The sequence below is a fragment of the Sphingomonas sp. P3_C5 genome (assembly GCF_056402635.1).
In genome coordinates this window covers 269164-293036 of sequence record NZ_JBFUHA010000006.1, presented here as the reverse complement: position 1 = coordinate 293036, position 23873 = coordinate 269164, and the positions used below count along the sequence as shown (strand labels likewise).

Genomic DNA, 23873 nt, shown 5'->3' with positions numbered 1-23873 from the left:
TATTCCTCGCCGCGGGTGTACCGGCCGTACCGTGGCAATCCGGTTGAACTGGCTTCTCGTTGCCGCCGGCTGTTCCTGCCTTGCAGTGCCGATGGCCTTTGCGCAGAGCAAGCCCGATCCGCTCGAGCAAGCGCGCAAGGATCGGAAGAAGCATCAGGCGGATCAACCCGCAACGACCGATGCAATCATCCCCGATTCGCAGTTCGAGAGTGCGCTGCCCCCGATCGATCCGGCGTTGAGCCAGCCGCTGCCGCCTATCGAAAGTATCGATGCGGTGCCGATGGCGCCGGTCAGCCCGCCCGCGACCGCTCCGACGGTCTCGACGCCGTCCCAGGTCGTCACCCCACCAGCGACGGTCGCCGCCCCGGCGGCGCCGGACCCCGCCTTAAGCCAGCCGTTGGCGCCGCTGGCGGGCTTCGATGTAGAACCGCCGGCAGCGACCAGCGCCGAAGTCGCCGACAAGGTGCCCGAGGTCCGCTACTCGGTTAAGGTCGAGGGCCTGTCCGAGGTTGGACTGGAGGACAGGTTCCGGTCGCTCTCGGCGCTCGACAAGGGTGACGGCAAGGGCGCCAATGGTGCGGTCATCTCAGCCCGCGCGCGGGAGGATGAGGGGCTTGCCGGACGGCTGCTCCGCTCGGAAGGATATTATGACGCGGTGGTTTCATCGTTGGTCGAGCCGGTTGCGGGGCAGGCCGGACGGTCGGTAGCGACGATCAGCGCCACGCCCGGCAAGCAATACAGCCTCGGCACGATCACCATCGAGGGGCCTGACGCAATGCCGCCGGGCCTTGTACGCGATGCGCTTGCGCTGCGCACGGGTGACCCGATCGTTGCGGCGGCGATCGAAGCGGCCGAGGGCGGGGTCGCGCTGAAGCTGCCGCAACAGGGCTATCCCTTCGTCAAGGTCGGCGAGCGCGATATCGAGCTCGACGATGTGGCGCATCTCGGCGCTTATACGCTGCCGGTGGACCCGGGGCCGCGCTCATCCTTTGGCACTTATTCGACCACCGGCAGGAAGCTCGCCTTCGACGCTCGCCATGTCGGCGTGCTGGCCCGGTTCAAGCCAGGCGAGCTTTACGACGAGCGCAGGGTCAACGATCTGCGCGAGGCGCTGGTCGCGACCGGGCTTTTCGACAGTGTCGCGATCAGACCGAACCGGACCGGGAAGCTGGCGCCGGACGGCACTGAAATCGTCGATCTCAGCGTGGTGCAGAATGCCGGCAAGCCGCGCCGGCTCGCGGCCACTGCCGGCTATTCGACTGGCGAAGGCTTTCGCCTCGATGCCAGCTGGACTCATCGCAACCTGTTCAAGCCGGAAGGATCGCTGACGGTCGTCGCGACCGGCGGCACGCAACAACAGGGGCTGAGCGCCTCGTTCCGCCGGGCCAATGCCGGACGACGCGATCGCACCGTACTGCTCACCCTCTCGGCGCAGCGGGAATCGATCGAGGCCTATACCTCTTTGATGGTTGGCCTGACCGGCAAGATCTCGCTCGATTCGACGCCGATCTGGCAGAAAAGATGGACCTGGGCATACGGCTTCGAAATTGTCGGCGCGCGCGAAAAGGCGTTCCAGCCCACCACCGGCGCGCGGGACTATCAGAATTACGCGATCGCCGGGGTGAACGGCCAGGTTGCGTTCGACAGCAGCGACAGCCTGCTCAATCCGACCCGCGGTTTCCGCGCGATGGTGCGCCTCAGCCCGGAGGATTCGCAGACCAAGGGGCGGAATTCGCGCTATGTGCGCGGGCAGGTTGATGTGAGCGGCTATTATCCGATCTCGTCGAGCCTTGTCGGGGCGGCGCGGGTGCGTGTCGCTTCCATCGCCGGGGCGGGACGGGACTCGATCGCGCCGTCGCGGCGCCTCTATGCGGGCGGCGGCGGCTCGGTGCGCGGCTATGGCTATCAGGAGCTTGGGCCGCTCGACCCGACCGGCAAACCCGCGGGCGGGCGCAGCCTCGTCGAGGCATCGGCCGAGCTGCGCTACCGCTTCGGCGATTTCGGGATCGTGCCGTTCTTCGACATCGGCCAGTCCTATGATTCGACCCAGCCGAAGTTCAGCGACCTTCGCTATGGGGCGGGTATCGGCGCGCGCTATTACACCAATTTCGGGCCGCTGCGGGTGGATGTCGCGACGCCGCTCGGTCGCCGTCGCGGCGAACCGAAGGTCGCGGTCTATGTTTCGATCGGGCAGGCCTTTTGATGGCCGACGACGTGGCAGATCGGCAGGAGGCACCACGTCGCCCCATCGGGGTGCGCATCGCGATATGGAGCGCGATCGCGGTCGTGGCTCTGATGGTGATCGCGGTGCTGGCTGCCTTCGCACTGGACACCGGGCCGGGGCGCCGCTTCCTCGTCGATCGCCTGTCGGGCTATCAGACCGCTTCGGGATTGAAGATCGAGATCGGCGGGCTTGATGGTTCGATCTACGGGAAGCTGGAAATCCGGGATCTCCGCCTGAGTGATCCGCGCGGGGTGTTCGCCACTGCGCCGCGCATCGATCTCGACTGGCGGCCGTTCGCCTATCTTCGCAAGCATATCGATATCCGTTCCGCCACCGCACCGCTGATCACGGTGGGGCGGCTGCCGCAGCTTAAGGCGGTGCCGTCTGACCCGAACGCTCCGATCCTCCCTGATCTCGACATCGATATCGGACGGCTGAAGGTCGATCGGATCGTGCTTAGCGCGCCGGTTACTGGCGTGCCGCGCGACATGACGCTCGACAGCAAAGTGCATATCGCTGACGGCGTTGCGCAGCTGACCGGCAACGCGGCAGCGCTGAATGCGGGCGATCGGTTGACGATCGCACTCGACGCGGTGCCGGACAAGGACCGGCTGGTGATCAATGCGCGGCTCGATGCCCCGACCGGCGGAATCGTCGCGGGGCTGGCCGGCCTGACTCAGCCGCTTGTCGCTAGGATCGGCGGGCGGGGGAGCTGGTCCGCATGGCAGGGCAAGGCAGTGGCGACGCTCGGCGGCCAGGCCCTTGCCGGCTTGGACCTGCAGGCGCGAAACGGAACCTTCACGGTGCAGGGTCCGCTTCACCCGGGCGTGTTGATGGCTGGCCCGGTCGAGCGGCTTACCGCGCCGCAATTGCTGGTCGATCTTACGACCACTTTGGCCAATCGTCGCGCCGATACCCGCCTGTCGTTGCGATCCGACGCGCTTGCCGTGAACGCGAAGGGGATGATCGATCTCGGGCGAAGCCGGTTCGACGCTTTCAGTGTCGATGCGCGGCTGCTCACGCCGGGTTCGATCGCGCCCAACCTCAACGGGCGCGATGTACGCGCCTCGCTGTTGCTCGATGGTGCCTTCGCTCAGCCATTGGTCGATTACAAGATCAGCGCGGCGGCGCTCGGTTTTGGGTCTACCGTGGCCGAGGGGCTGTACGCCGAGGGGCGTTCGCGGGTCGATGCGGGCAAGATGCTCATTCCCGTTTCAGCGCGTGTTGCGCGGGTCACGGGGCTGAACGCGGCGGCGGGCGGGCTATTGACCAGATTGTCGATCAACGGCGATCTCGCTGTCAGCAATGAGACGATCCTGTCGGACAATCTCAGGCTGCGCTCGCCGCAGATCGACGCGACCGCGGTAGTGATCGCGGATATTGGCAAGGGGTTCTACAAGGGCGCGTTGAAGGGGCGGATCAACGATTACAAGATCAGCGGCATAGGGGTGATCAACCTCTTCACTGATGTGAAGCTCGCAAGCGTCGCGTCGGGTGGGTTCGGACTGGTCGGACGTTTCGCGCTCGATACGGTGCGGCTGGATAATTCGGGTGTTGCCAATTTCCTGGGCGGCAGGGCGTCGGTCAGCGGCGCGATCGGCTATGATCCGAAGGGCGTGTTCGTCGTTCGCGACCTCCGTGTAAGTGCACCACGCTTCCGTATGGTCGGCGGAGCGGGTCGTTACCAGCCTGACGGGCGGATCGCATTCGCCGGGAAGGGTGTTTCCGCGCAATATGGGCCGCTGGACCTGGCTGTCTCGGGCACCGCCGAGCGACCCGTCATTGTGTTGCACGCCGCGCGTCCCAATGTCGGCGTGCAATTGTCGAATGTCGCGGCGACGATCCGGGGGACCGGTAACGGTTATGCCGTCACCGCGACGGGCGGTTCGGCTTACGGTCCGTTCAATGCCGATGTACTGGTGCGGACCGGAGCAGGGCCGCTGACCATCGATATCCACCGCGCGCGTTTCGCCGGCGTGAATTTTGCCGGCACCGTGCGGCAGGTGGCGGCTGGACCCTTTGCCGGACGGCTGACTGCGGCCGGATCAGGCATCAACGGCATCGTGGACCTGTCGGCGCTTGGCGCGGTGCAGCGCGCGCATATCGCCGCGCGGGCCAATGGAGCGCACATCCCGGGCCAGGCCGGCCTCGTGATTGATCGCGCGATCGTCGATGCCACGGTGACTCTCTATGCCAAGGCGCCGGAGATCGTCGCCGATGTGCAGCTCGCCGGCGTGCGGCAGGGCGAGTTCTTCCTGCAGACGGCGCGGGCGAAGGTGAACTATGTCGGCGGGCGCGGCACGGCGCAGCTCGTTGCCACCGGGCGCAGCAGCGCGAGCTTCCGGGTCGCTGCCAACGCGCAGCTTTCGCCTGACCTGTACCGGGTCGCTGCGACCGGCAATCTTGCCGGCATAGCCTTCAAGCTGGCGGCGCCTGCGCAGATACGGAAGGCAGGGGCCAGCTATATCTTGCTGCCCGCTACGATCGTCCTGCCGCAAGGGCAGGTCCTTGTCGCAGGTCGCTATGGCGAGCGGCTCGAATTCCAGTCGCGCTTCCAGAATATGGATATGGCCATCCTCAACGCCTTCGCGACCAATGCCGGAGTGGGTGGGCGCGCGACCGGCAGTCTCGATTTCGTTCAGGCCGGATCGGGCGCGCCTGCCGCCAACCTTCGCCTGGACATCAAGAGCTTCACGCGCTCGGGCGCCGCGACGGTGTCGACGCCGGTCGATATCGCGGCGCAAGGGCAGATCCGGGCTGGCGGCGATAACCTTGATGCTGTCATCCGGCGTGGCGGCGCGGTGATCGGCCGGGTGCAGGTGCGGTTGCAACCGCGTGGCACTGCGCTGAGCGCGCTGAGCGATGCGCCGATGAGCGGCGGTATCCGCTACAACGGCCCCGCCGACGTGTTGTCGAGCCTCGCCGGGATGGCGGGTCAGACGCTGTCTGGGCCAATCGGCGTCGCTGCGGACTTCTCGGGCACACCCGCCGCTCCGCGACTTAACGGCGTGATCCGCGCCAACGCGCTCGCCTATGACAATCAGACCTATGGCACGCGATTGAGCGCGCTGCGCGTTACCGGGCGTTTCACCAATGACCGGCTCGAGATCAGCGAATTGTCGGGCAGGGCGGGGAGCGGCACGATCACTGCCCGCGGCAGTATCGGTTTCGGTGCCAATGCCGGCTATCCGATTGATCTCCACGCTACGTTCGCGAACGCGCAGCTCGCGCGGAGCGATGCACTTGGCGCGACGGTATCGGGCGACGTTGCGATCACCAACAGCGCCGCGAATGGTGCGCTGATCTCGGGAACGCTGGTCCTTCCCGAGGTGCGCTACGAAGTCATTCGCCAGGGGGCGGCCGAGGTCGCCGAATTGCAGGGCGTACGGCGCAAGGGTACCAGCCGCGCCCAGGCGGCGCGCGAGGCGGCTGCTGAAGGCCCGCCCGGCCTGTTCAAGCTCAACCTGCGCATCCGGGCCGACAATCGCCTTTACGTTAGCGGCATGGGGCTGGAGAGCGAATGGAGCGCCGACCTGCGCGTGCGCGGCACCTCGGCGGCGCCTGTGGTGGTGGGCAATGTCGATCTGGTGCGCGGCACCTATAGTTTTGCCGGCAGGCGTTTCGATCTCGATCAGAACAGCGTGATTCGCTTCGAGGGCGGTGCTCCGTCCAACCCGGCTCTGTCGCTGACAGCAACCGGGTCGGTGTCGGGCACTGCGATCACCATCAATATCTCCGGCCGCGCGCAAAATCCGCAGATCAGCTTCACCTCATCGCCGAGCCTGCCGCAGGACGAGCTTCTCTCGCGGATCCTGTTCGGGAACTCAGTCACGTCGCTTTCCCCGATCCAGGCGTTGCAGCTCGCGGCGGCGCTGAACTCGCTGCGCGGCTCAGGGGGAGGGTTGAACCCGCTCGGCAAACTACGCTCGGCCTCGGGGATAAGCCGGTTGCGTATCCTCGGCGCTGACGAGGCGACCGGGCGCGGCACGGCGGTCGCGGCGGGGAAATATATCTCGAACAATATCTATGTGGAGATCGTGACTGACACCAAGGGCTTCACCGCGACTCAGCTGGAGATCGCCTTATCCAAGGCGCTCAGCATTCTCAGCCAGACAGGCGGCGCCAATGGGACCGCGATCAACTTGCGATATTCGAAGGATTATTGAAGACTTCGACGTCGCGATATGACGGGTTCAGGACCTCAAGCTATGGTCGCCGGCGGGCACCCCCAACAGCCGGCTAGTTAATGTCATGTTGCGTTGATTGCCGGTGGCGCGCAGGTAAGTGCGCTTGACGGCAACGGAGGGCAGCAAAGGATGGCGTTGAGAGAGCCCGGAACACCAGCATCGGCCGACGAATCACCGGCTTCGATGATCACGCGATTTCCCAAGGGTTCGGGTCGAAGGCTGCGCGGCGCCGTGGCGCATTATCTCGGAACGGCGATCGTCTCGGGGCAAATCGCGCCCGGCGACACGCTCTCCGGCGAAGTCGCCAATGCCGAGGCACTCGATGTTTCGCGAAGCGCCTATCGCGAGGCTGTCCAGGTGCTGACTGCAAAGGGGCTCGTCGAAAGCCGCCCCAAGGCCGGAACCCGAGTCCGCCCGCGGAGCGAATGGAACATCCTCGATCCGATGGTCCTTGCCTGGGCATTTTCCGGCGAGCCCGATATCGAATTCATTCGCGATCTGTTCGAATTGCGCGCGATCGTTGAGCCGGCCGCTGCGCGACTAGCGGCGGAGCGCCGCGACAAGAGCGATATGAAGCTGATGCGGGACGCGCTGGGGATGATGCGGCGCCACACGCTCGCGACCGATGCCGGCCGTGCGGCTGACCGCGATTTCCATAATGCGATACTTGCCGCGACCCACAACAACGCGTTGATGGCGCTGAGCGCAAGCATCGGCGCGGCGGTGAGCTGGACCACCCAGTTCAAGCAGCGGGCGCGGGCGCTCCCCCGCGATCCGCTGCCTGATCACGTGTTGGTGTGCGATGCGATCATTGCCGGCGATGTCGAGGCTGCTGGCGCCGCGATGCGCACGCTGGTCGATCTCGCGCTGGACGATACTCGCTCAGCGATGTGACGTTCGCTTCGGGCCGAACGCCAGATGCTCGCTGAAGAACGGCATGACGAAGTTCTGGAAACGGTCAGCCACGTCGCTCGTGTGGTCGCCGGAATAGATCGTGAAGCTGTTGGCAACGCCGTAGCGGTCCATCGCCTCATGCAGCTTCTGCGCATCGACCTTGAGGCCGTCGCGGTCGCCGACATCCATCGCGATCGCCCGATATTGCCGCAGATTGCCGATATACTGGTCGACAAAGGCAAGCGGTGCGTTGGCCGCCCATTTCGCCAGCACTTCGCGTTGCTGCGCCTCGTCACCGGTCGGCAGGTCGAAATAGAGCGGCGGGTGCTTGGGGTTGGGTGACCACGCGGCCGCCGCCGCGAATTGGGCCCGTACACCCCACGGTAGCCCCGCCGCATCGGCCGGCGCCTTGATCGTCGCCAGCGCGGCGGTCACCTCGGGGCTGAGCGGCATCGCAGGCCGGGCCGAGAGGCAGCATGGGCTCATTATATAGAGCGCCCCGAACACATCGGCGTGCCTCATGCCGATGCGGCTCGCGCCGTAACCGCCCATCGAGTGGCCGACCAGGCCGCGGCTCTCACGGGCACGGATGGTGCGATAATGCGCGTCGATAAAGCCGACCAGGTCGCGTGACACGAAGGTCTCGAAATCGCCTGTCGTCTGGGACGAGGAATACATGGATCCGTTGTGAACGGTCTTGCTGTCTGGAAACACGACGATCATCTCGCGCGCGCCCTTCGCGAGCGCACCCTCGATGGTCTGCGGTACGTGGATTTCTTTGCTCCACTGGTCGGCACCGATGGAATAGCCATGCAGCGCATACAGCACCGGATAGCGCCGCTTGGGGGCTCGGGCGTAGCTTGGCGGAAGCATCACGATAACGTCGCGGTCAGCCGCGTTGCCCTCGAGATTGCCTTCGATCGCACGCGAATGAACCTTGATGCGTTCAACCGTGAGCGGCAGTGCGCCGGCGACGGGTGCGGGCACGTTGGTCTTGACCTGCGCTTCGGCCGACATACTCCCAAGGCAAGATAGCGCTACCATTGCGCAGACGAGTGCTTGTCCTACTCTCATTCCGGCATCCTCTCCTTAGCTGCTGTTGCAGCGCTTTTTTATGTTATCAGTTCGTTCGGCAATCCGGACGGCGTCGCCAGGCTAGCCCCCTCGCAGCAAACGCATGACCATCGCCCGGATACGTCCGTAATTGCCGCMACCCAGGGGCCCGAGAACGCCGTGCTTTTCTTCCGGCAGGTGCGCGAGCGGATGACCGTCGGGCCGAAACACATAATGATCGAAAAAGGCGCGCCAGGCAGCGCGTTCGGCATCCGGACGTTCCGCAATGGCGATCATCGCCAGCATCATCGCCGTATAGGGCGCGTCCGGACCGGCGCTTGAGGCGTCCCACCAGTAATTGACCAGAATGTTGAAGGGATCGGTCGCTTCCACCTGGTGCCACCACAGCTTCGGCAGATAGAGCGCGTCTCCGGGCGAAAGCTCAGCCACGATAGCGCGCGACGCAGCGGCGCCGAAGCGCGGGTAGCGCGGGTCGGCCGGGTCGGAGCCAGCGGCGAGGCTGATCGGCCGGCCCGACATGGTGTAGTCGATCGGGCCGATATATAAATCACTGACTGCGTCGGGTGGATAGAGAGTGAAGCGGCGCCGGCCGGCCACCACGCAGGCGATATTGTCGAAGGTATCGTTGTGACACGCGACAAACGACGCATTGCCGACCCAGATACGAGGAGCGACCGAGGGCGGAAGCACCGGAAGTCGATTCTCATTCGAGAATCCGGGAAGGAAAATGTCGGTTTCGAGTGAGCCGACATAGACGGAAGGGGATCCCGGTTGAGCGGCACTTGCCAGTATCCGGTCCAGCGCGCCGGGAAGGTCAACCGCGATGCGCTCGAAATTGAAGCCGTCGAGGCCGTCCGTATAGGAATAGCGCCCGGCTATCGAAGGATCGCCGACGAAAGCCTCAGCGGCCGTCTTGTTGGCAAAACGGTCGAGATAGGCGCGGATTGCCCCTGTCGAGGTGCCTGCGGCACGTACCACCGGCCAGTCGCCGCAGATGCCGCGTACGATCACTGGCTGACAGGGCTCCGCCACCTCGCGACGAAATCGTGCCTGGTCGCCAAACACGGCCGGATCCATTTCCAGCGCTGACGGCAGAGTCTCCGTCACGGCGTTCACGGGTTTGAAGTCAGTCGTTCATTGCGGCGTTGCGCAAGAATCGCGACCTGTTTCAACGAGAAGGTTACGCAGAGGGCCGCCTGCAGATAGCCGCTCCGGAAAAGCGCCAGGATAGCGCTATCATCCAAATCGTTCAGGCCATCCCGGCTCACGGTGTAAAGCCCATCCAGGGAAATGCTCGCGCCGTCATCGAACTTCAGAGAGATATCAATGGGTTCCAATATCTTGAGACGAAGGAGTTCGCGAATGAAACTGCGGGTCTCCTCGATTCCGGTCGCGAGCTGACCGATTATGCGCTGCATCTTGCGGAGAGCATTACTCGGCGTGCCATCCTCCTCGAACAGCGCGATTGTCGCGTCTGCGCCGAATCGTGGATTGCCGAGGTCGATGGCAATATTTTGTTCGTCTGCGAAGAAGCCCTGGCGTTGCCGATCCAGCGGCTGGAAACTGGCCCTGCCCTGTGCTGCGAAGTCAACGAGCAGCTCGCCCGGCTCGAAACCAAATAGCGCCGCCGCATAAAATTCTCCGGTCGCCGAGTCCTTCGCAAAGAAAATCGGGCAACTGCTTGCTGCTGCTTCAAATTCACTGACAACGATGGACACGAAATGGGGGTGTGGTCCCGCCGGTTCGATTCGCATCCGGAGGTTTTTGTGCGCTTCGCTGTTCAGCAGCTCGAGTTGTTCGGTCAATTTGCCTCTCCCTGACGGGCGACTTTGCCCGCGCCACGGCCTCGCGGCAAGCCTTGGAAAACGGTGCAAGCTATTTCAAATACGGGAAACAGCTTTCACGTACGGGAAACAGTCGCCCAACGGCCACAGGTTTCGAATTTTATTACGCCGACAAAATCCCCGCTTGATAGCGCTAACTTTGCGCGTTAGCGTGCAACTTGACCGGAGCGATAGAATTCGGATTTTTGGGAGGATGTTTGCGCGCCCCGCAAGGGGTTCAGCGTGCCCCCTGGATTCTGAGCGCGGTCAAGAAGCGCAATGGGTCGGTGTGAGGAAATCCTCACAACCGCCCGAGAACCAAGGGAGGAACGTTATGAGCATGACAGTTTATTCGCGAGCCAAGGGCAGGGGGGGCGCAAGGAAGCTCCTGCTGGCCGCCGCTTCAAGCGCAATCGCGCTTGCGATCGCGTCACCCGTCGCCGCGCAGGAAACTGCGGCTGCTGCTGACAGCCCAAGCACTGAGCAGGACATCATCGTTACCGGTATCCGCGGTTCGCTCCAGCGCAACCTTGATATCAAGCGCGAATCGTCGGGCGTCGTCGAGGTGATCTCGGCGGAAGATATCGGCAAGTTCCCGGATTCGAACGTCGCCTCCGCAATGCAACGCCTGCCTGGTGTGTCGATCCAGCGCTCCGGCTCACGCGGCGAGGCGACGGGTGTCTCCATCCGCGGCTTTGGCGGCGACTTTGTCGATACGCTGTATGACGGCCGCCATATTTCGACCGCGACGGGCGGCCGCGGCGTCGACTTCACGACCGTCGGCGCGGATTTCGTCGGCCGGCTCAGTGTCTACAAGACGCCGGACGTCGAGCTTTCGACCAGTGCAATCGGCGGTACGATTGATATTGCCTACCCCAAGCCATTCGATCGCAAGGGCCTGCATATCGCAGCGATGGCGTCGGGCGCGATCCAGTCGCGCGACAAGGGCGTGACGCCGACCGGCGGCCTCCTGCTGTCCGACACGTTCGCGGACGACACGATCGGCATATTGGTGGACGGCGCCTACACACGGCACGACACCAGGGCGAACCATGTGTTCATCCCTGGCTGGATCGGGCAACAGGGCACGACCGCCGGCGTCACCACGCTGGGCTTCTACAAGTGCCAGCTCACCGCCGTCTGCACGGACGCCGACAAGACCAACGCCAACCGGACCGGCGCGGCGGCCTGGGCGCCGCAGCAGCAGGGTGCCGAGCAGACGTTCAACCAGGATGAGCGGCTCGACGGACGCATCGCGCTGCAATGGGCGCCGACCGATGGTCTGGTCCTGACGGTTGACGACAACTTCAGCCGGCAGACCGTGCACAGCAACGCCTATGGCTATGCCGCCTGGTTCAACGGCGGCGATCTGCGCAACGTCAAGCTCGATTCGAACGGTACGGCTGTAGACTTCACCCAGTTCGGCACGCCGATGGACTTCAGTGCCAACAAGTCTCGGAATATCTTCGAAACGAACCAGTTGGGCGCGAACCTTAAATGGGATATCGCCGACGGGCTCCGGTTCGAACTCGACGGCGCTCTTGCCCGCAGCACGCGCAACCCGGGCAAGAACGGGTACGGCGACAGCATGGATATCGGCTACGGCGGCACGAATTGCGTTGCCGGCGCGCCTGGTACGTATTCGACTGAGCGATGCGGGACGACTCCGGGAGGAGACCCGATCTATCTCTCGACCGTTCTGGGTGCCAATACCGGCGTCAAGATCGTCGGCGATAGCGCCAACACTCTTCCGCAGATGCACGACGTCGGCCCGGCAGGGAACGTCTCCCAGTTCCTCGACACGAGCAAAATCGGCTCGCACGTCATTGTCCGCGGCGCGAACTACAATACCGATACCGTGAAGCAGATCCGCGGCTCGCTCGGCTGGGACAAGGGCGGTCTCAAGGTCAAGTTTGGCGGCCAATATATCGAGGACCGACTGTACGGCGAAGGGACAAGCACCTTCTCCAACGGCGTGTTTGCCAGCCGTTCGGGCTACGGCACGCTCTCCGGACGTAATGGCGGATCGACGGGCGGCATTTCGCCGCTGCCGTCGAACGTCTATCAGGGTTCGGTCAGCACGGCGGGCTTCATTCCGGGCTATAACGGAACGCTCGCGCCGGGGTTCCTCGTGTACGATCCGTATGCAGTCTATAAGCTGCTCGAGGCGAGCGGTGGATCGGTCGCGCCGTCGTATAATGCCGGCAGTGTGTTCGAGGTGCAGGAGAAGACCTACGCGATCTTCTTCAAGGCGGCCTTTGATTCGGAAATCGCCGGAATGCCGTTCCACCTCGCTGCGGGCATTCGCGACGAAGGGACGCATTTGTCCACGATGGGCTTGGACCGCCAGCTTCTCGGACTGGCGCGTCCGGCGGGCGACCCGACGCTGATCCAGCCGGATCCGTTGCTCGGGCCGGCTCATGACGGCTTCTCCGCGGTGCAGCCGATCATCAAATATTCGAACTACAATTTCCTGCTTCCGAGTCTCGATGCCAAGCTCACGGTCGCATCCAACCTGATCCTGCGCCTGGATGCGTCGCGGACACTTACACGGCCTGGGCTGGGGAGCCTGAAGCCGACCATCAATCTCGGGACGTTGCGCGTCGGCAGTCTGTCGGCGAGCGGCGGCAACCCCGACCTGAAGCCCTATCTGTCCGACAATTTCGACGCTGGCGTCGAATGGTATTATGGACGGAACTCGTATCTTGCCGTCAACTTGTACCTGAAGCACATCACCAATTTCATCGTTGGCGGCGTTACGCAGCAATCGATCAATGGCGTGATCGATCCGAGCACTGGGAAGGTTGCGATCTTCAACGTCAACGCCCAGATCAACGGGCCGGAGGCGACGGTAAAGGGCGTCGAAGTGGCGCTTCAGCACACCTTTGGCGATACCGGCTTCGGATTCCAGGCCAACGCCACCATTCCGTCGACCAACCGCAACTACGATCCGACCAACGTCACCGGCGGCGCGTTCACGATCACCGGGCTCACGAAGTCGGCGAATTTCGTCGGCTTCTACGACAAGCACGGCATCCAGGCGCGCGTCTCGGTCAACTGGCGTGATGAATATCTGTCCGGTCTGGGCCAGGGTCAGGGCGGTGCCTACGGGGCCGAACCGGTCTATGTGAACAGTCAGCTGCAGGTCGACGCTTCGGCCAGCTACGACATCAACAAGATGTTCACTGTGTTCGTCGAAGGCTCCAACCTGAACGACTCGACCTACAGCACGCATGGCCGCTTCAAGAACCAGGTGCTCGACGTCTGGTCATACGGGCGCCGCTTCACTTTCGGAGCGCGTTTCCACTATTGACGTCTGAACTTCGGGGGGCGCCTTATGCAGGCGTCCCCCAAATTTTTTACAGGTTCCCAATGGTCACCCGCACCCGCAATATCGTGATCGTTGGCGGTGGCACCGCCGGCTGGCTCACGGCAGGCATTATCGCCGCCAAGCACCGCAGCCGGATCCCTCACGACTTCACTGTCACGCTCGTCGAATCTCCCAATGTGCCGATCATCGGCGTGGGTGAGGGCACCTGGCCCACGTTGCGTTCGACACTGAAGAAAATTGGGGTGTCGGAAACCGATTTCTTTCGCGAGTGCGATGCGTCCTTCAAGCAGGGCGCGAAATTTGCGCGCTGGACGACCGGCGCTGACGACGACGCCTATTATCATCCGCTCATGCTTCCCCAGGCGTTCGAGCAGATCAATCTCGTGCCGCATTGGCTGAGTCACGCACAGGGCGAAAGCTTTTGCGACGCAGTGTGCTCGCAGGGGAAGATTTGCGACGACGGGCTGGCCCCGAAGGCGATCACCACGCCCGAATATGAGGGGGCGGCGAATTACGCCTATCACCTCGACGCAGGCAAGTTTGCGCCCTTCCTGCAACGGCATTGTTGCGAGAAACTGGGGGTGCGCCACGTCCTTGCCGATGTCCGCAATGTCACGCTGGCCGAAGATGGCGACATCCGGAGCGTGGTCACCGAACAGGCCGGGGAAATCGAGGGCGATCTGTTCGTCGATTGCACAGGCTTCCGCTCGCTGCTCCTCGGCGACACTCTTGGCGTGCCGTTCAAGGAGTGCGGCGACGTTCTGTTCTGCGATACCGCACTCGCGGTTCAGGTGCCTTATGATAGTGACGCGAGCCCGATCTCCTCGCACACGATCTCCACGGCGCAGTCGGCCGGCTGGATCTGGGATATCGGCCTGCCCACACGGCGCGGAACCGGGCATGTCTTCTCGAGCCGCCACATCTCTGACGACGAGGCCGAGCGCGAACTGCGCGCCTATCTCGGAGCAGCGGGCCGCGACCTTCCGGTGCGCAAGATAAAGATCCGGGCGGGGCACCGCGAGACCTTCTGGAAGCGCAACTGCGTCGCGGTCGGGCTCGCCGCCGGATTCATGGAGCCGCTGGAATCGTCAGCGATCGTGCTGATCGAGCTTTCCGCCAAGATGATTGCCGAGCAGATGCCGGCGTGCCGGGAAGTGATGGATGTGATCGCCTCCCGCTTCAACGCCACCTCGCAATATCGCTGGGGCCGGATCATCGATTTCCTCAAACTCCACTATGTCCTGACGCAACGCACCGACACCCAGTTCTGGCGGGACAATGTGCTGCCCGAGACGATCCCGGAACGGCTGCAGGAGCTGCTCCTGTTGTGGAAATACCAGTCTCCCTGGTTTCACGACGAGTTCGACCGGATCGACGAGGTCTTTCCCGCCGCGAGCTATCAATATGTCCTGTACGGCATGGGTTTCCGCACTGAGGTCGAACCCGACGCGATCGCGGGCGAGGCACGGCAGGCGGAGCGTGCGAGGCGCGAGAATGCGCAACGCACCGATCGCCTCCGCGCCGGGCTGCCAAGGCACCGCGACCTGATCCGCAAGATCGTCGCGCAGGGCCTGCAGCCGGTGTGAGACATAACGGAAGAGTCAAATAAAGGCGCGGCAAACGCGTCGCCATAATGTCGGTCGGGAGGATTTGATGAAAGCCTGGTTGGTCGCGGGTGCCGCGCTCGCTCTGTCGCTGCCTGTGTCTGCACAGGCCGCCGAAACCCGGCGCTCCTCCTTCGGGACCCTGCCGGACGGGCGGGCCGTCGAGGCAGTCACGCTGTCCAACGCCAGGGGCATGCGCGCGACCGTCATCAACTACGGCGCAATCCTGCAATCGGTCATCGTGCCGGACCGTGCGGGCAGGAGCGCTGACGTGGCGCTCGGCTATGCCGATATGACCGGCTATCTGAAGGCTCCGAATTATTTCGGCGCGACCGTTGGCCGCTATGCCAATCGCATCAAGCTCGGGCATTTCTCGCTCGACGGGAAGGCGTACACGCTGGCCATCAACAATCGGCCGAACGCCTTGCACGGCGGACCGACTGGCTTCGACAAGCGGCTATGGACGATCGAGAAGGTCACCAATGGCCCGACCGCTAGCGTCGTAATGCGCTATGTCAGTGCCGACGGCGAAGAGGGATATCCGGGCCAGCTGACGGTTACGGCGACCTATTCGCTCAACGAGCGCAACGAATTGTCGGTCGAATATACGGCGGTCACCAACAAACCGACCATCGTCAACATCACCAATCACAGCTTCTTCAAGCTCGGCGGCGAGGGATCGCCGCACTCGATCTATGACGAGGTGATGACCATCCCGGCTGACTCCACGACCCCGGTCGACCGGACGTTGATCCCGACCGGGGATCTGCGTCCCGTCGCCAACACGCCGTTCGATTTCCGTAAGCCGAGGGTGATCGGAGACCATATCCGTGATGCGCGCGATCAGCAGATCGCGTTCGGCCAGGGCTATGATCACAATTTCGTGATCGCCCGCACCATGAGCATAGCACCGCGTCTCCACGCCCGGGTCGAAGATCCGCGGAGCGGGCGGGTGATGGAGCTGCTGTCGAACCAGCCCGGGCTGCAGGTCTATACCGGCAATTTCCTGGACGGTTCGGCGATCGGCAAATCGGGCCACGCCTATCGCCAGGGCGACGGACTGGCGCTCGAGCCGCAGCTCTTCCCCGACACGCCCAACCAGCCCGCCTTCGGGTCAGCCAGGCTCGACCCCGGGCAGACCTATCGCAACATCATCGTCTACCGCTTTTCGACGCTCGGAGGGGCTCACGCAAAGCGCTGACACAAGGAAAATGAGCCGCAAGACCGGCCGCTGAGGAGAGCGACATGACCAAGGAACGGGCAATCGGATCGGGCATCAACCGGCGTGACGCGCTGACCCTCGGGGCCGGAGGAATCGGGCTGGCGATGAGCGGAGCGGCGAGCGCTGCACCCAAGCGCGCGCCGGCCCGGAGCACGCCCGGCGCCGGCACCACCCCGCGCTCGGCCATCGCCAACACCCAATATGGCAAGGTCCGCGGCTATGTCGCGAGCGATGTCTTCACCTTCAAGGGCATCCCTTATGGCGACGACACAAGCGGCGATAATCGCTGGCTGCCGGCCAAACCACCGAAGCGCTGGAGCGAGGAATATCCGGCGCTCGCTTATGGCGCGAACTGCCCCCAGACGCTGCACAATTTCCGCGCGGCGGAGCACACCTTCCTGCAGCAATGGGACGACGGCTTCCTCGGCGAAGACATGTTGAAGCTCAACATCTGGACACCGTCGCTCAGCGGTAGTCGCCCGGTCATGGTGTATTTCCATGGCGGCGGCTTCAGCTTCGGCTCGTCCTATGAACTCGCCTCGCATGACGGTGCGCAGATGGCGCGCCATCACGATGTGGTGCAGGTCTCGATCAACCACCGGCTGAACGTGCTCGGCTTCCTCGACCTCGCCGAGGTGGGTGGCTCGCCCTATGAGGAGTCGGTCAATGTCAGCATGACCGACTGCATTGCGGCGCTCCGCTGGGTGCAGGAGAATATCGCCAATTTCGGCGGGGACCCCAACAAGGTGCTAATCTACGGCCAGTCCGGCGGCGGTTCCAAGGTAACGACATTGCTTGGCATGCCGAAGGGCAAGGGCCTGATCCACCGTGCCATCGTTCAGTCGGGCGGCGGCGGGAACAACCCCTCGCTTGAGCAATCGCGCGAGTTCTCCCGTCGCTTCATAAAGGAGCTGGGGGTCGGCGCGAACGATATGGCCACGCTTCGGAAAATGGACTGGAACCGTCTGTACACCGTCGGCAGCAAGGTCGCGAGCGACATCAACGGGCCCGCGCGGCCCGGGGTCGGGGCGCCTGGTCCAGGCACTGGTGCGCCACGCGTCGGATGGTCGCCGACGGTCGACGGCAAGGTCATCACGTTGCGATCGTTCCAGGATGCCGCGCCGGACATTTCGCGGGACGTTCCGGTCATCATCGGCAATGTCAGCGAGGAGGGCATGCGCTTCAGCCAGAACCCGACAGAGGCCGAATGGCGCACGCAGCTGACTGAATCGCTTGGCGCGGCCAAGGCCAATGCGCTGGTCGATGCGATGAAGGCGGCGCATCCGGAAAAGGCGATCCGCACCCTGTCTTACGGCGTCGGCGGCCTGTCGGGGCGCAACAACGTCCAGCGCATGGTGAAGCTCAAATATGAGCAGCATGCGGCGCCGGTGTATCAATATCATTTCCAGTGGCAGTCGCCCCAGCTCGATGGCGTAGCGGGCGCCTGGCACACCGCCGAACTCGCCTTCTGCTTCGACAACACCGCGCGGTGCGAGCAGGGCACCGGCAATACGCCCGAAGCGCAGGCGCTCGGCAAGACGATGGCGACGGCCTGGGCGAATTTTGCCCATACCGGCAACCCGAGCCAGCCCGGTCTCGCATGGGCCCCGAGCGATCCGACGCGGTGCCAGACGATGGTATTCGATACCCGGTCGCGCATGGTCGACGATCCTGAAGGCCCTGTCCGCCGGATCCTGCTAACCTGACCTGGCTTGGCACGTGCGTCGTTTCAGGGCGCGTCGATTCAACGCGAGAAGGTGATGCTTTATGCTGTTCCCACCGCCGCGGCGGTTGGGACTGGGGCTGTGGGAAATGTCAGCGCCCCGCATGACATTTCCAACACGCGCCCTCCTGCGAGCAGTCCGACTCGGCCTCGATTCAACATCCCGCCAAAGCGTCATAGATCGGCAAGGCCATCACGGTGGCGCGGCTCATTCTCATCGCTGGACAAGATTTCAGGCCAGCGGCCTTTGGAGCATAGCGCGCTGATATAGTCCTGATTTTGCGCGCGATGCTTTAGCTCGACATCAAGCGATAGCGCCGGGCTCGTTCATGCGGACCAGGTCGGCGAGCGTCGCCGTCACGGGGGTCGGAACGCCAAGCGAGGCCGCTTCGCGCGCCACCGCACCGTTGATCGACTCGATTTCGGTCGGGCGCCCGGCAAGCCGATCCTGTAGCATCGATGCCTTGTGCTGACGGTGGTTTGTTAGGGCGAAATCGACTTTCGAGCCGATCCGGTCCGCATCGACGATGATCCCCTTTGCCGCTGCCGTAGCGACCACTTCTCCAACGATCGCCGCCGCAATCCGTCGGCCCGCAGCCGTGTCCATGCCGCCGACGGTCAATCCCGTTACGGTTGCCATCGCATTCAGCGCCGCGTTGAAGGCGACCTTCTCCCACACCGCTGCTTGCACATCGGCATCGAAACTCGTCTCGATCCCGCAGCTGGCGAACAGGCTGGCGACCGCCCGCGCTCCTGCTTCAGCCGCCGCGCAATAGCCACCGACCCGTACATTGCCATGGCCGTGCGACGACACCCGGGTCGGCGCTTCGAGATCTGCGGGAAGGTCAGTCACGCCGATCAGGACCTGCGCGGCGGGGAAGATCTCGGCGATCGCCTCTGCGTTGCCGATCCCGTTCTGCAGCGTCAGCGCATGGTTATGCTCTCCGGCCAGATGCGTGACCGAGGCGATCGCGGCTCGGCTGTGCATTCCCTTGGTGAAGAGAAGAATGAGATCGGGCGGCGTCGTCACCTCTGCGGCCACGCTGGCGCGGACCGGAACCGATCGGGCGCCCCGGTCGTCCGCGAGCGTGATGCCGTCCCGCGCGATTGCCTCGAGCCTGGCGCGATCCACATCGACCAGCGTCACCTGTGTGCCGGCCTCCGCCAGCCGGGCTGCGAACAGGCAGCCCATGGCGCCCGCCCCGACGATCACGACATCTCGCATGACTTCCCCTCTCAACGCTGAAGCTCGGCGGCTTCGGCTCTTTCATCCGGTGCGATGGCGGCTTTCAGCGGCAGCACCGCAAGCAATTGCCGCGCCGCCGGCGCCAGGCTGCCGCGACGGCGCGTATACACAAAAAAGCGCCGCTCGAGCGAAAGCGCGGGCACCTGCAGGGCAACCACCGCGCCGCGCTGGATATCGCCCACCAGAAGCGGATGAGGCAACCAACCGAGCAACCTGCTCGCGGTCACACAGGCCAGCATCACGCCGATTGAATTGGTCTCGATCGCGACACGCGGCAGCGGCCCTCCGGCCTCGGTAACATGCCGTTCGAACAGCATCCGCGGCGCTCCGCCCGGCGGGGGCATCGCCCAGGATTCCGCCAGGATCTGCTGCATCGTAACCTCGGCCATTGCAGCGAGCGGATGTGTGGCCGCCGAGAAAACCGCGTAAAAATCGCCGGCATCGCATTCGGCAATCGGCCAGATGTCGGGGTGCGGCGCGATGGGCGGGGCGATCATCAGGTCGATGTCGCGGTCGGCGAGGGCAGTCGCCAGTTGATCGTCCGGCGCGTCGAGCACGCTGACCTGCAGTGCGGGCGCCAGTTCGAGCAATCTGGTGATCGCGCCCGGCAGGATGGTGCGGGTGACGGCGGCCACCGCGCCGATCCTTACCCGGCCGGTGCCGAGCCCCCGCAATGCATCGAGCTCCCCGACCGCCTGTTGCATCTCGAACAGGAGAAGGCGCGCGTGCGGAGTCAGCAGTTCGCCGGCTGCGGTCAACGCCATTCCTTTGCTGTGCCGATCGAACAGCGGCTGGCCCAGCCTTTCTTCCATCGTGCCGATCAGCCTGCTCAGCGCCGGCTGAGTCATGCAGGCCGCATCGGCCGCCCGCCCGAGGCTGCCATGGTCCACAACGGCAAGGAAGGATCGCAATTCGCGCTGATCGAAAGCCATAACGGAATGCTATGGCTTTTGGCAAAGAACGCAATGGCATCAATGCCTGAAACCGCCATAGATGCTCGCAACGAAAGGGGAGCGATGTCCGAGGCGAAGGTGACCGTGCGCGCGGCGACGCTCGAATTGCTTCGTGCCTTTGGCATGACGACGATCTTCGGCAATCCGGGCTCGACCGAACTGCCCCTGTTCCGCGATTTCCCCGACGACTTCCGCTACATCCTCGGCCTTCAGGAATCAGTCGTGCTCGGCATGGCCGATGGCTATGCCCAGGCCACCGGGAATGCGGCGCTGGTCAACCTTCACTCCGCCGCTGGCGTTGGACACGCTCTGGGCAACCTGTTCACCGCGCACAAGAACCAGACGCCGATGGTGGTAACGGCGGGCCAGCAGGCGCGATCGATCCTCCCGTTTGAGCCGTTCCTGTTCGCTGAGCGGGCGACCGAATTCCCCCGGCCTTATGTCAAATGGGCGATCGAACCGGCCCGCGCCGAAGATGTGCCGGCAGCGATCGCGCGGGCTTATTATATCGCGATGGAGCCGCCCTGCGGCCCGACCTTCGTGTCGATACCGGTCGACGATTGGGAGGTGCCCTGTGCGCCGCTCGCGGCTCGAAAGCTGACCGCCCGCAATCCCGGCGATCCGGAAGCACTGGCGGCGGTGGCGCAGGCTCTGGCCGGCGCGCGGCGACCGGCATTCGTGCTTGGCGCCGGCATTTCACGCGACGGCGCCTGGCACGAAGCGATCGCTTTGGCCGAGCACCATGCCGCTCCCGTCTGGGTCGCGCCCTTCGCCGCTCGTGAGGTCTTCCCCGAGAACCACCCGCTGTTCGCGGGCTTCCTGCTTCCGTCCCGTGAAGCGATCGTGCGCGACCTGACCGGCTATGACGTCGTCGTCGTGATCGGCGGGCCGCTGTCGCTCTATCATACCGAGGGCTTCGGCCCCCATATCCGCGATGAGGCGAAGCTCTTCCTGATCGTGGACAATATCGCGCATGCCGCCTGGGCGCCAACCGGCACCGCGGTCATCGCGAACGCAAAGCTTGCGCTTGCGGAGCTGTTGCGTGGCGCCGCCCCAGTCGAGAGAACGTCGCCGGTACTGCGCCCAGCTCCAGCGCCCGTCACTGACGCTGTGCTGACCGACGCCTATCTGCTCCAGCAGATCGCCCGGTTGCGCCCAGAAGGATCGATCATCGTCGAGGAGGCACCATCGAGCCGCGGCGCGATGCACACTTATCTGCCGATCCTCAGCGCCGGTGGGTTCCACACCTGCGCGAGCGGCGGGCTCGGTCATGGCCTGCCGGCTGCGGTGGGGGTGGCGCTGGGTTGCCCCGGCGCGGGGATCATCGCGATCATAGGCGACGGATCGAGCATGTACGCCATCCAGGCATTATGGAGCGCAGCGCAACTGGAGTTGCCGATCAGCTTCATCATCGTCAACAATAGCCGCTATGAAGCGCTGGTCAGCTTCGGCCGGCATTTCGGATTGCAGAAAACGGTAGGCACAGACCTTACCGGCCTCGATTTCTGCCATATCGCGGAGGGAATGGGCGTGAGTGCGGTGCGTGTCGACGAGCCCGCGGCATTGGACGTAGCGCTTCGTGCCTCGTTCAGCTCGCCGCGCCCGTCGCTGATCGATGTGCGCGTCCAATGACTGACCCGGCGACCCCGAACATGTTCGAAGGACGGCTTTCGGACCTGATCGACGATCGCCCGCAAGACGGCATCTTCCGGGTCAACCGCGCCATCTTCGACGACGCAGGCGTCTTCGAGCTTGAACGCAGGAAGATATTCGAAGGCGGCTGGGTCTTCCTCGGCATCGCTGACCAGGCACCCGCAGCCAATGATTTCTTCACCACCGATATCGGCCGCGTGCCCATCCTGGTCAGCCGCGGTGGCGACGGACAGCTGCGCGGCTTCGTCAATTCCTGCCCCCATCGCGGATCGCGCATCGCCCAGACTTTGGCGGGCAATGCCCGGCTCCATGTCTGCCCCTATCACAGCTGGACCTTCGACAGCGCGGGCCGCAACAAGGCGATCAAGCTGAAGCGGGCCGGCTGCTATGCCGAAAGCTTCGATCAGGACAGCCATGACCTCGCGGCGCTTCCGGCATTCGGTGAGTATCGCGGTTTCGTATTCGGCAGCCTGGGCGCTGACGTGCCAACGCTGGAGGCGCATCTCGGCGAGGCGATGAAACTGCTCGACCTCGTGGCCGACCAGAGCGAGCAGGGGTTCGAACTGGTGCCCGGCGGCGTGACTTTCACCTATCAAGCAAACTGGAAGCTCCAGCTCGAAAATTGCTCCGACGCCTATCACTTCACCTCGACCCATCCGTCCTACATCCGCATCCTTGAACAGCGGCAGAATGCGTCCAACGGGGCAACCGTCCGCTCGGTCTGGGAGGACAGCGACTATTGGCGCGAGGATGCCGCGGGGATCGCCGGGGGCAGTTTCAGCTTCCCTTATGGGCATGTCCTCAACTGGGGGATCTTCGGCGTGACCGAGGCCCTGCCGCTCTACGAAAGCGCCGACGCGCTGGCCGAGCGACATGGTGCGGCGAAGCGCGACTGGATGTTCAACATGCGCAACCTCACGATCTTCCCCAACATGCAGATCGCCGAAAACGCATCGAGCCAATTGCGGGTCATCCGCCCGCTGGCGCCGGATCTCACTGAAATGCGCACCTGGTGCATCGCGCCCAAGGGCGAGAGCGCTGAGGCGCGCCGGCAACGGCTCCGGCAATATGAGGATTTCTTCAATCCCAGCGGCATGGCGACTCCGGACGACACCGTCACATATGAAAACTGCCAGCGCGGTTTCGCGAGCCGTGTCGCCCCCTGGCTGCAGGGCTATGCGCGCGGCACCACCGCGAGCAGGGAAGGGGGGAACGCGTTTTCCGATCTCCTCGGGATGACGCCCGAGCACAATGTCCTGGCCGACGCCCAGCTCGGCGACGAAACCCTGCTCCGTGGCTATTACCGAGAATGGGCGCGCCGCATGGCCGGGGTCCTGGAACCATGACCTTCGATCTCCGCACGGTGGAAGCGCTGCTGTACGATGAGGCCAGATATCTCGACGAGGGCCGATGGGACGAATGGCTCGACCTCTATGTCGAGGATGCGGTCTTCTGGATTCCGGCCTGGAAAAGCGAAACCGAGGTGACTAGCGACCCGGCGCGGGAATTGTCGCTCGTCTATTACCAGGGCCGCAAGAATCTCGAGGACCGGGTGTGGCGAGCGCGATCCGGCATGTCGGTGGCCTCGGCGCCGCTCCCGCGTGTCGTCCATCAGATCACCAATATCAGCCTAAGTGCGGAAGGCGTGGACGAGGCGCAGATCGCGTCCAATTTCAGCGTGCATCTCTATGACAAAAGATCATCCAGAACACATCTGTTCTTCGGCAGATATAGCCACAGCCTTTTGCGCCAGGCCGGCAGCATCAAGATCGCCCAGAAGAAGATTATCCTGCTGAACGATACCATCCCGACGGTGCTGGATTTTTACTGCATCTAGGATTCGGGACGAATGTGGTGCCGGTTGCAGGAATCGAACCCGCGACATCCAGTTTACAAAACTGGCGCTCTACCAACTGAGCTAAACCGGCCCCGGGGCGTA

Annotated in this window: 15 protein-coding genes and 1 tRNA gene; 10 read left to right on the top strand and 6 right to left on the bottom strand. The window is 63.9% G+C overall.

The window, feature by feature from the left end:
- Window positions 1–31 precede the first annotated feature (31 nt).
- From AC1DVS_RS16860 to AC1DVS_RS16850, 3 genes are all read left to right on the top strand, one after another.
- Window positions 32–2203, top strand: coding sequence for an autotransporter assembly complex protein TamA (locus AC1DVS_RS16860; protein ID WP_478024936.1), 2172 nt, complete (start codon window positions 32–34; stop codon window positions 2201–2203).
- Window positions 2203–6390, top strand: a complete 4188-nt coding sequence (locus AC1DVS_RS16855) for a translocation/assembly module TamB domain-containing protein (RefSeq protein WP_478024934.1) — start codon at window positions 2203–2205, stop codon at window positions 6388–6390. Before AC1DVS_RS16860 ends, AC1DVS_RS16855 begins: the two co-directional genes overlap by 1 nt.
- Before the next feature lie 204 nt (window positions 6391–6594).
- The gene (locus tag AC1DVS_RS16850) at window positions 6595–7305 is read left to right on the top strand and encodes a FadR/GntR family transcriptional regulator (protein WP_478024933.1); all 711 of its coding nucleotides are present in this window, start codon (window positions 6595–6597) and stop codon (window positions 7303–7305) included.
- Here AC1DVS_RS16850 and AC1DVS_RS16845 read toward each other — a convergent pair.
- From AC1DVS_RS16845 to AC1DVS_RS16835, 3 genes are all read right to left on the bottom strand, one after another.
- Entirely contained in the window at window positions 7294–8322 is a 1029-nt protein-coding gene (locus tag AC1DVS_RS16845; protein ID WP_478024931.1) for an alpha/beta hydrolase, read from the bottom strand. The genes AC1DVS_RS16850 and AC1DVS_RS16845 overlap by 12 nt on opposite strands.
- 138 nt (window positions 8323–8460) lie before the next feature.
- A complete protein-coding gene (locus tag AC1DVS_RS16840) occupies window positions 8461–9456 on the bottom strand; it encodes a cupin-like domain-containing protein (RefSeq protein WP_478025090.1) in 996 nt (331 codons plus the stop codon).
- Window positions 9457–9491: 35 nt separating this feature from the next.
- A complete protein-coding gene (locus AC1DVS_RS16835; protein WP_478024930.1) occupies window positions 9492–10184 on the bottom strand; it encodes a SapC family protein in 693 nt (230 codons plus the stop codon).
- Between the two features lie 352 nt (window positions 10185–10536).
- Here AC1DVS_RS16835 and AC1DVS_RS16830 point away from each other — a divergent pair, with 352 nt between their 5' ends.
- The 4 genes from AC1DVS_RS16830 (at window position 10537) to AC1DVS_RS16815 (ending at window position 18065) form a co-directional block, all read left to right on the top strand.
- Window positions 10537–13515 (top strand): TonB-dependent receptor, encoded by a 2979-nt coding sequence (locus tag AC1DVS_RS16830; protein WP_478024928.1) that lies wholly within the window; start codon window positions 10537–10539, stop codon window positions 13513–13515.
- Between the two features lie 59 nt (window positions 13516–13574).
- Complete coding sequence (locus AC1DVS_RS16825; protein WP_478024926.1) at window positions 13575–15119, top strand: tryptophan halogenase family protein; 1545 nt, start codon at window positions 13575–13577, stop codon at window positions 15117–15119.
- Between the two features lie 67 nt (window positions 15120–15186).
- The gene (locus tag AC1DVS_RS16820; RefSeq protein ID WP_478024924.1) at window positions 15187–16338 is read left to right on the top strand and encodes an aldose epimerase family protein; all 1152 of its coding nucleotides are present in this window, start codon (window positions 15187–15189) and stop codon (window positions 16336–16338) included.
- Window positions 16339–16382: 44 nt separating this feature from the next.
- A complete protein-coding gene (locus AC1DVS_RS16815) occupies window positions 16383–18065 on the top strand; it encodes a carboxylesterase/lipase family protein (RefSeq protein ID WP_478024923.1) in 1683 nt (560 codons plus the stop codon).
- 321 nt (window positions 18066–18386) lie between these two features.
- Here the strand turns inward: AC1DVS_RS16815 and AC1DVS_RS16810 are convergent, their stop codons facing one another.
- Together AC1DVS_RS16810 and AC1DVS_RS16805 are read right to left on the bottom strand one after the other, a co-directional pair.
- Window positions 18387–19307, bottom strand: coding sequence for a ketopantoate reductase family protein (locus AC1DVS_RS16810; protein ID WP_478024921.1), 921 nt, complete (start codon window positions 19305–19307; stop codon window positions 18387–18389).
- 11 nt (window positions 19308–19318) lie between these two features.
- On the bottom strand, window positions 19319–20260 hold the full coding sequence (locus tag AC1DVS_RS16805; protein ID WP_478024919.1) for a LysR family transcriptional regulator: 942 nt from the start codon (window positions 20258–20260) through the stop codon (window positions 19319–19321).
- Window positions 20261–20344: 84 nt separating this feature from the next.
- Between AC1DVS_RS16805 and mdlC the strand changes: the two genes are divergently transcribed.
- From mdlC to AC1DVS_RS16790, 3 genes are read left to right on the top strand one after another with little or no spacing between them, the layout of a single operon-like run.
- Window positions 20345–21913 carry a benzoylformate decarboxylase gene (gene mdlC, locus AC1DVS_RS16800; protein ID WP_478024917.1) on the top strand — a complete coding sequence of 523 codons (1569 nt, stop codon included), beginning with the start codon at window positions 20345–20347 and terminating at the stop codon, window positions 21911–21913.
- Window positions 21910–23280, top strand: coding sequence for an aromatic ring-hydroxylating oxygenase subunit alpha (locus tag AC1DVS_RS16795; RefSeq protein WP_478024915.1), 1371 nt, complete (start codon window positions 21910–21912; stop codon window positions 23278–23280). The genes mdlC and AC1DVS_RS16795 overlap by 4 nt, the downstream gene beginning before the upstream one ends.
- Window positions 23277–23771 carry an aromatic-ring-hydroxylating dioxygenase subunit beta gene (locus AC1DVS_RS16790; protein WP_478024913.1) on the top strand — a complete coding sequence of 165 codons (495 nt, stop codon included), beginning with the start codon at window positions 23277–23279 and terminating at the stop codon, window positions 23769–23771. Before AC1DVS_RS16795 ends, AC1DVS_RS16790 begins: the two co-directional genes overlap by 4 nt.
- Before the next feature lie 15 nt (window positions 23772–23786).
- Here AC1DVS_RS16790 and AC1DVS_RS16785 read toward each other — a convergent pair.
- Window positions 23787–23862 (bottom strand) — tRNA-Thr (locus AC1DVS_RS16785).
- Between the last annotated feature and the right edge of the window lie 11 nt (window positions 23863–23873).

Excerpts from the sequence above, each read along its gene's own strand:
- mdlC (WP_478024917.1), top strand. The coding sequence starts at position 20,345 with ATGTCCGAGGCGAAGGTGACCGTGCGCGCGGCGACGCTCGAATTGCTT.
- AC1DVS_RS16830 (WP_478024928.1), top strand. The coding sequence starts at position 10,537 with ATGAGCATGACAGTTTATTCGCGAGCCAAGGGCAGGGGGGGCGCAAGG.
- AC1DVS_RS16850 (WP_478024933.1), top strand. The coding sequence starts at position 6,595 with ATGATCACGCGATTTCCCAAGGGTTCGGGTCGAAGGCTGCGCGGCGCC.
- AC1DVS_RS16815 (WP_478024923.1), top strand. The coding sequence starts at position 16,383 with ATGACCAAGGAACGGGCAATCGGATCGGGCATCAACCGGCGTGACGCG.
- AC1DVS_RS16820 (WP_478024924.1), top strand. The coding sequence starts at position 15,187 with ATGAAAGCCTGGTTGGTCGCGGGTGCCGCGCTCGCTCTGTCGCTGCCT.
- AC1DVS_RS16855 (WP_478024934.1), top strand. The coding sequence starts at position 2,203 with ATGGCCGACGACGTGGCAGATCGGCAGGAGGCACCACGTCGCCCCATC.
- AC1DVS_RS16790 (WP_478024913.1), top strand. The coding sequence starts at position 23,277 with ATGACCTTCGATCTCCGCACGGTGGAAGCGCTGCTGTACGATGAGGCC.
- AC1DVS_RS16805 (WP_478024919.1), bottom strand. The coding sequence starts at position 20,260 with ATGGCTTTCGATCAGCGCGAATTGCGATCCTTCCTTGCCGTTGTGGAC.
- AC1DVS_RS16810 (WP_478024921.1), bottom strand. The coding sequence starts at position 19,307 with ATGCGAGATGTCGTGATCGTCGGGGCGGGCGCCATGGGCTGCCTGTTC.
- AC1DVS_RS16795 (WP_478024915.1), top strand. The coding sequence starts at position 21,910 with ATGACTGACCCGGCGACCCCGAACATGTTCGAAGGACGGCTTTCGGAC.
- AC1DVS_RS16845 (WP_478024931.1), bottom strand. The coding sequence starts at position 8,322 with ATGTCGGCCGAAGCGCAGGTCAAGACCAACGTGCCCGCACCCGTCGCC.
- AC1DVS_RS16825 (WP_478024926.1), top strand. The coding sequence starts at position 13,575 with ATGGTCACCCGCACCCGCAATATCGTGATCGTTGGCGGTGGCACCGCC.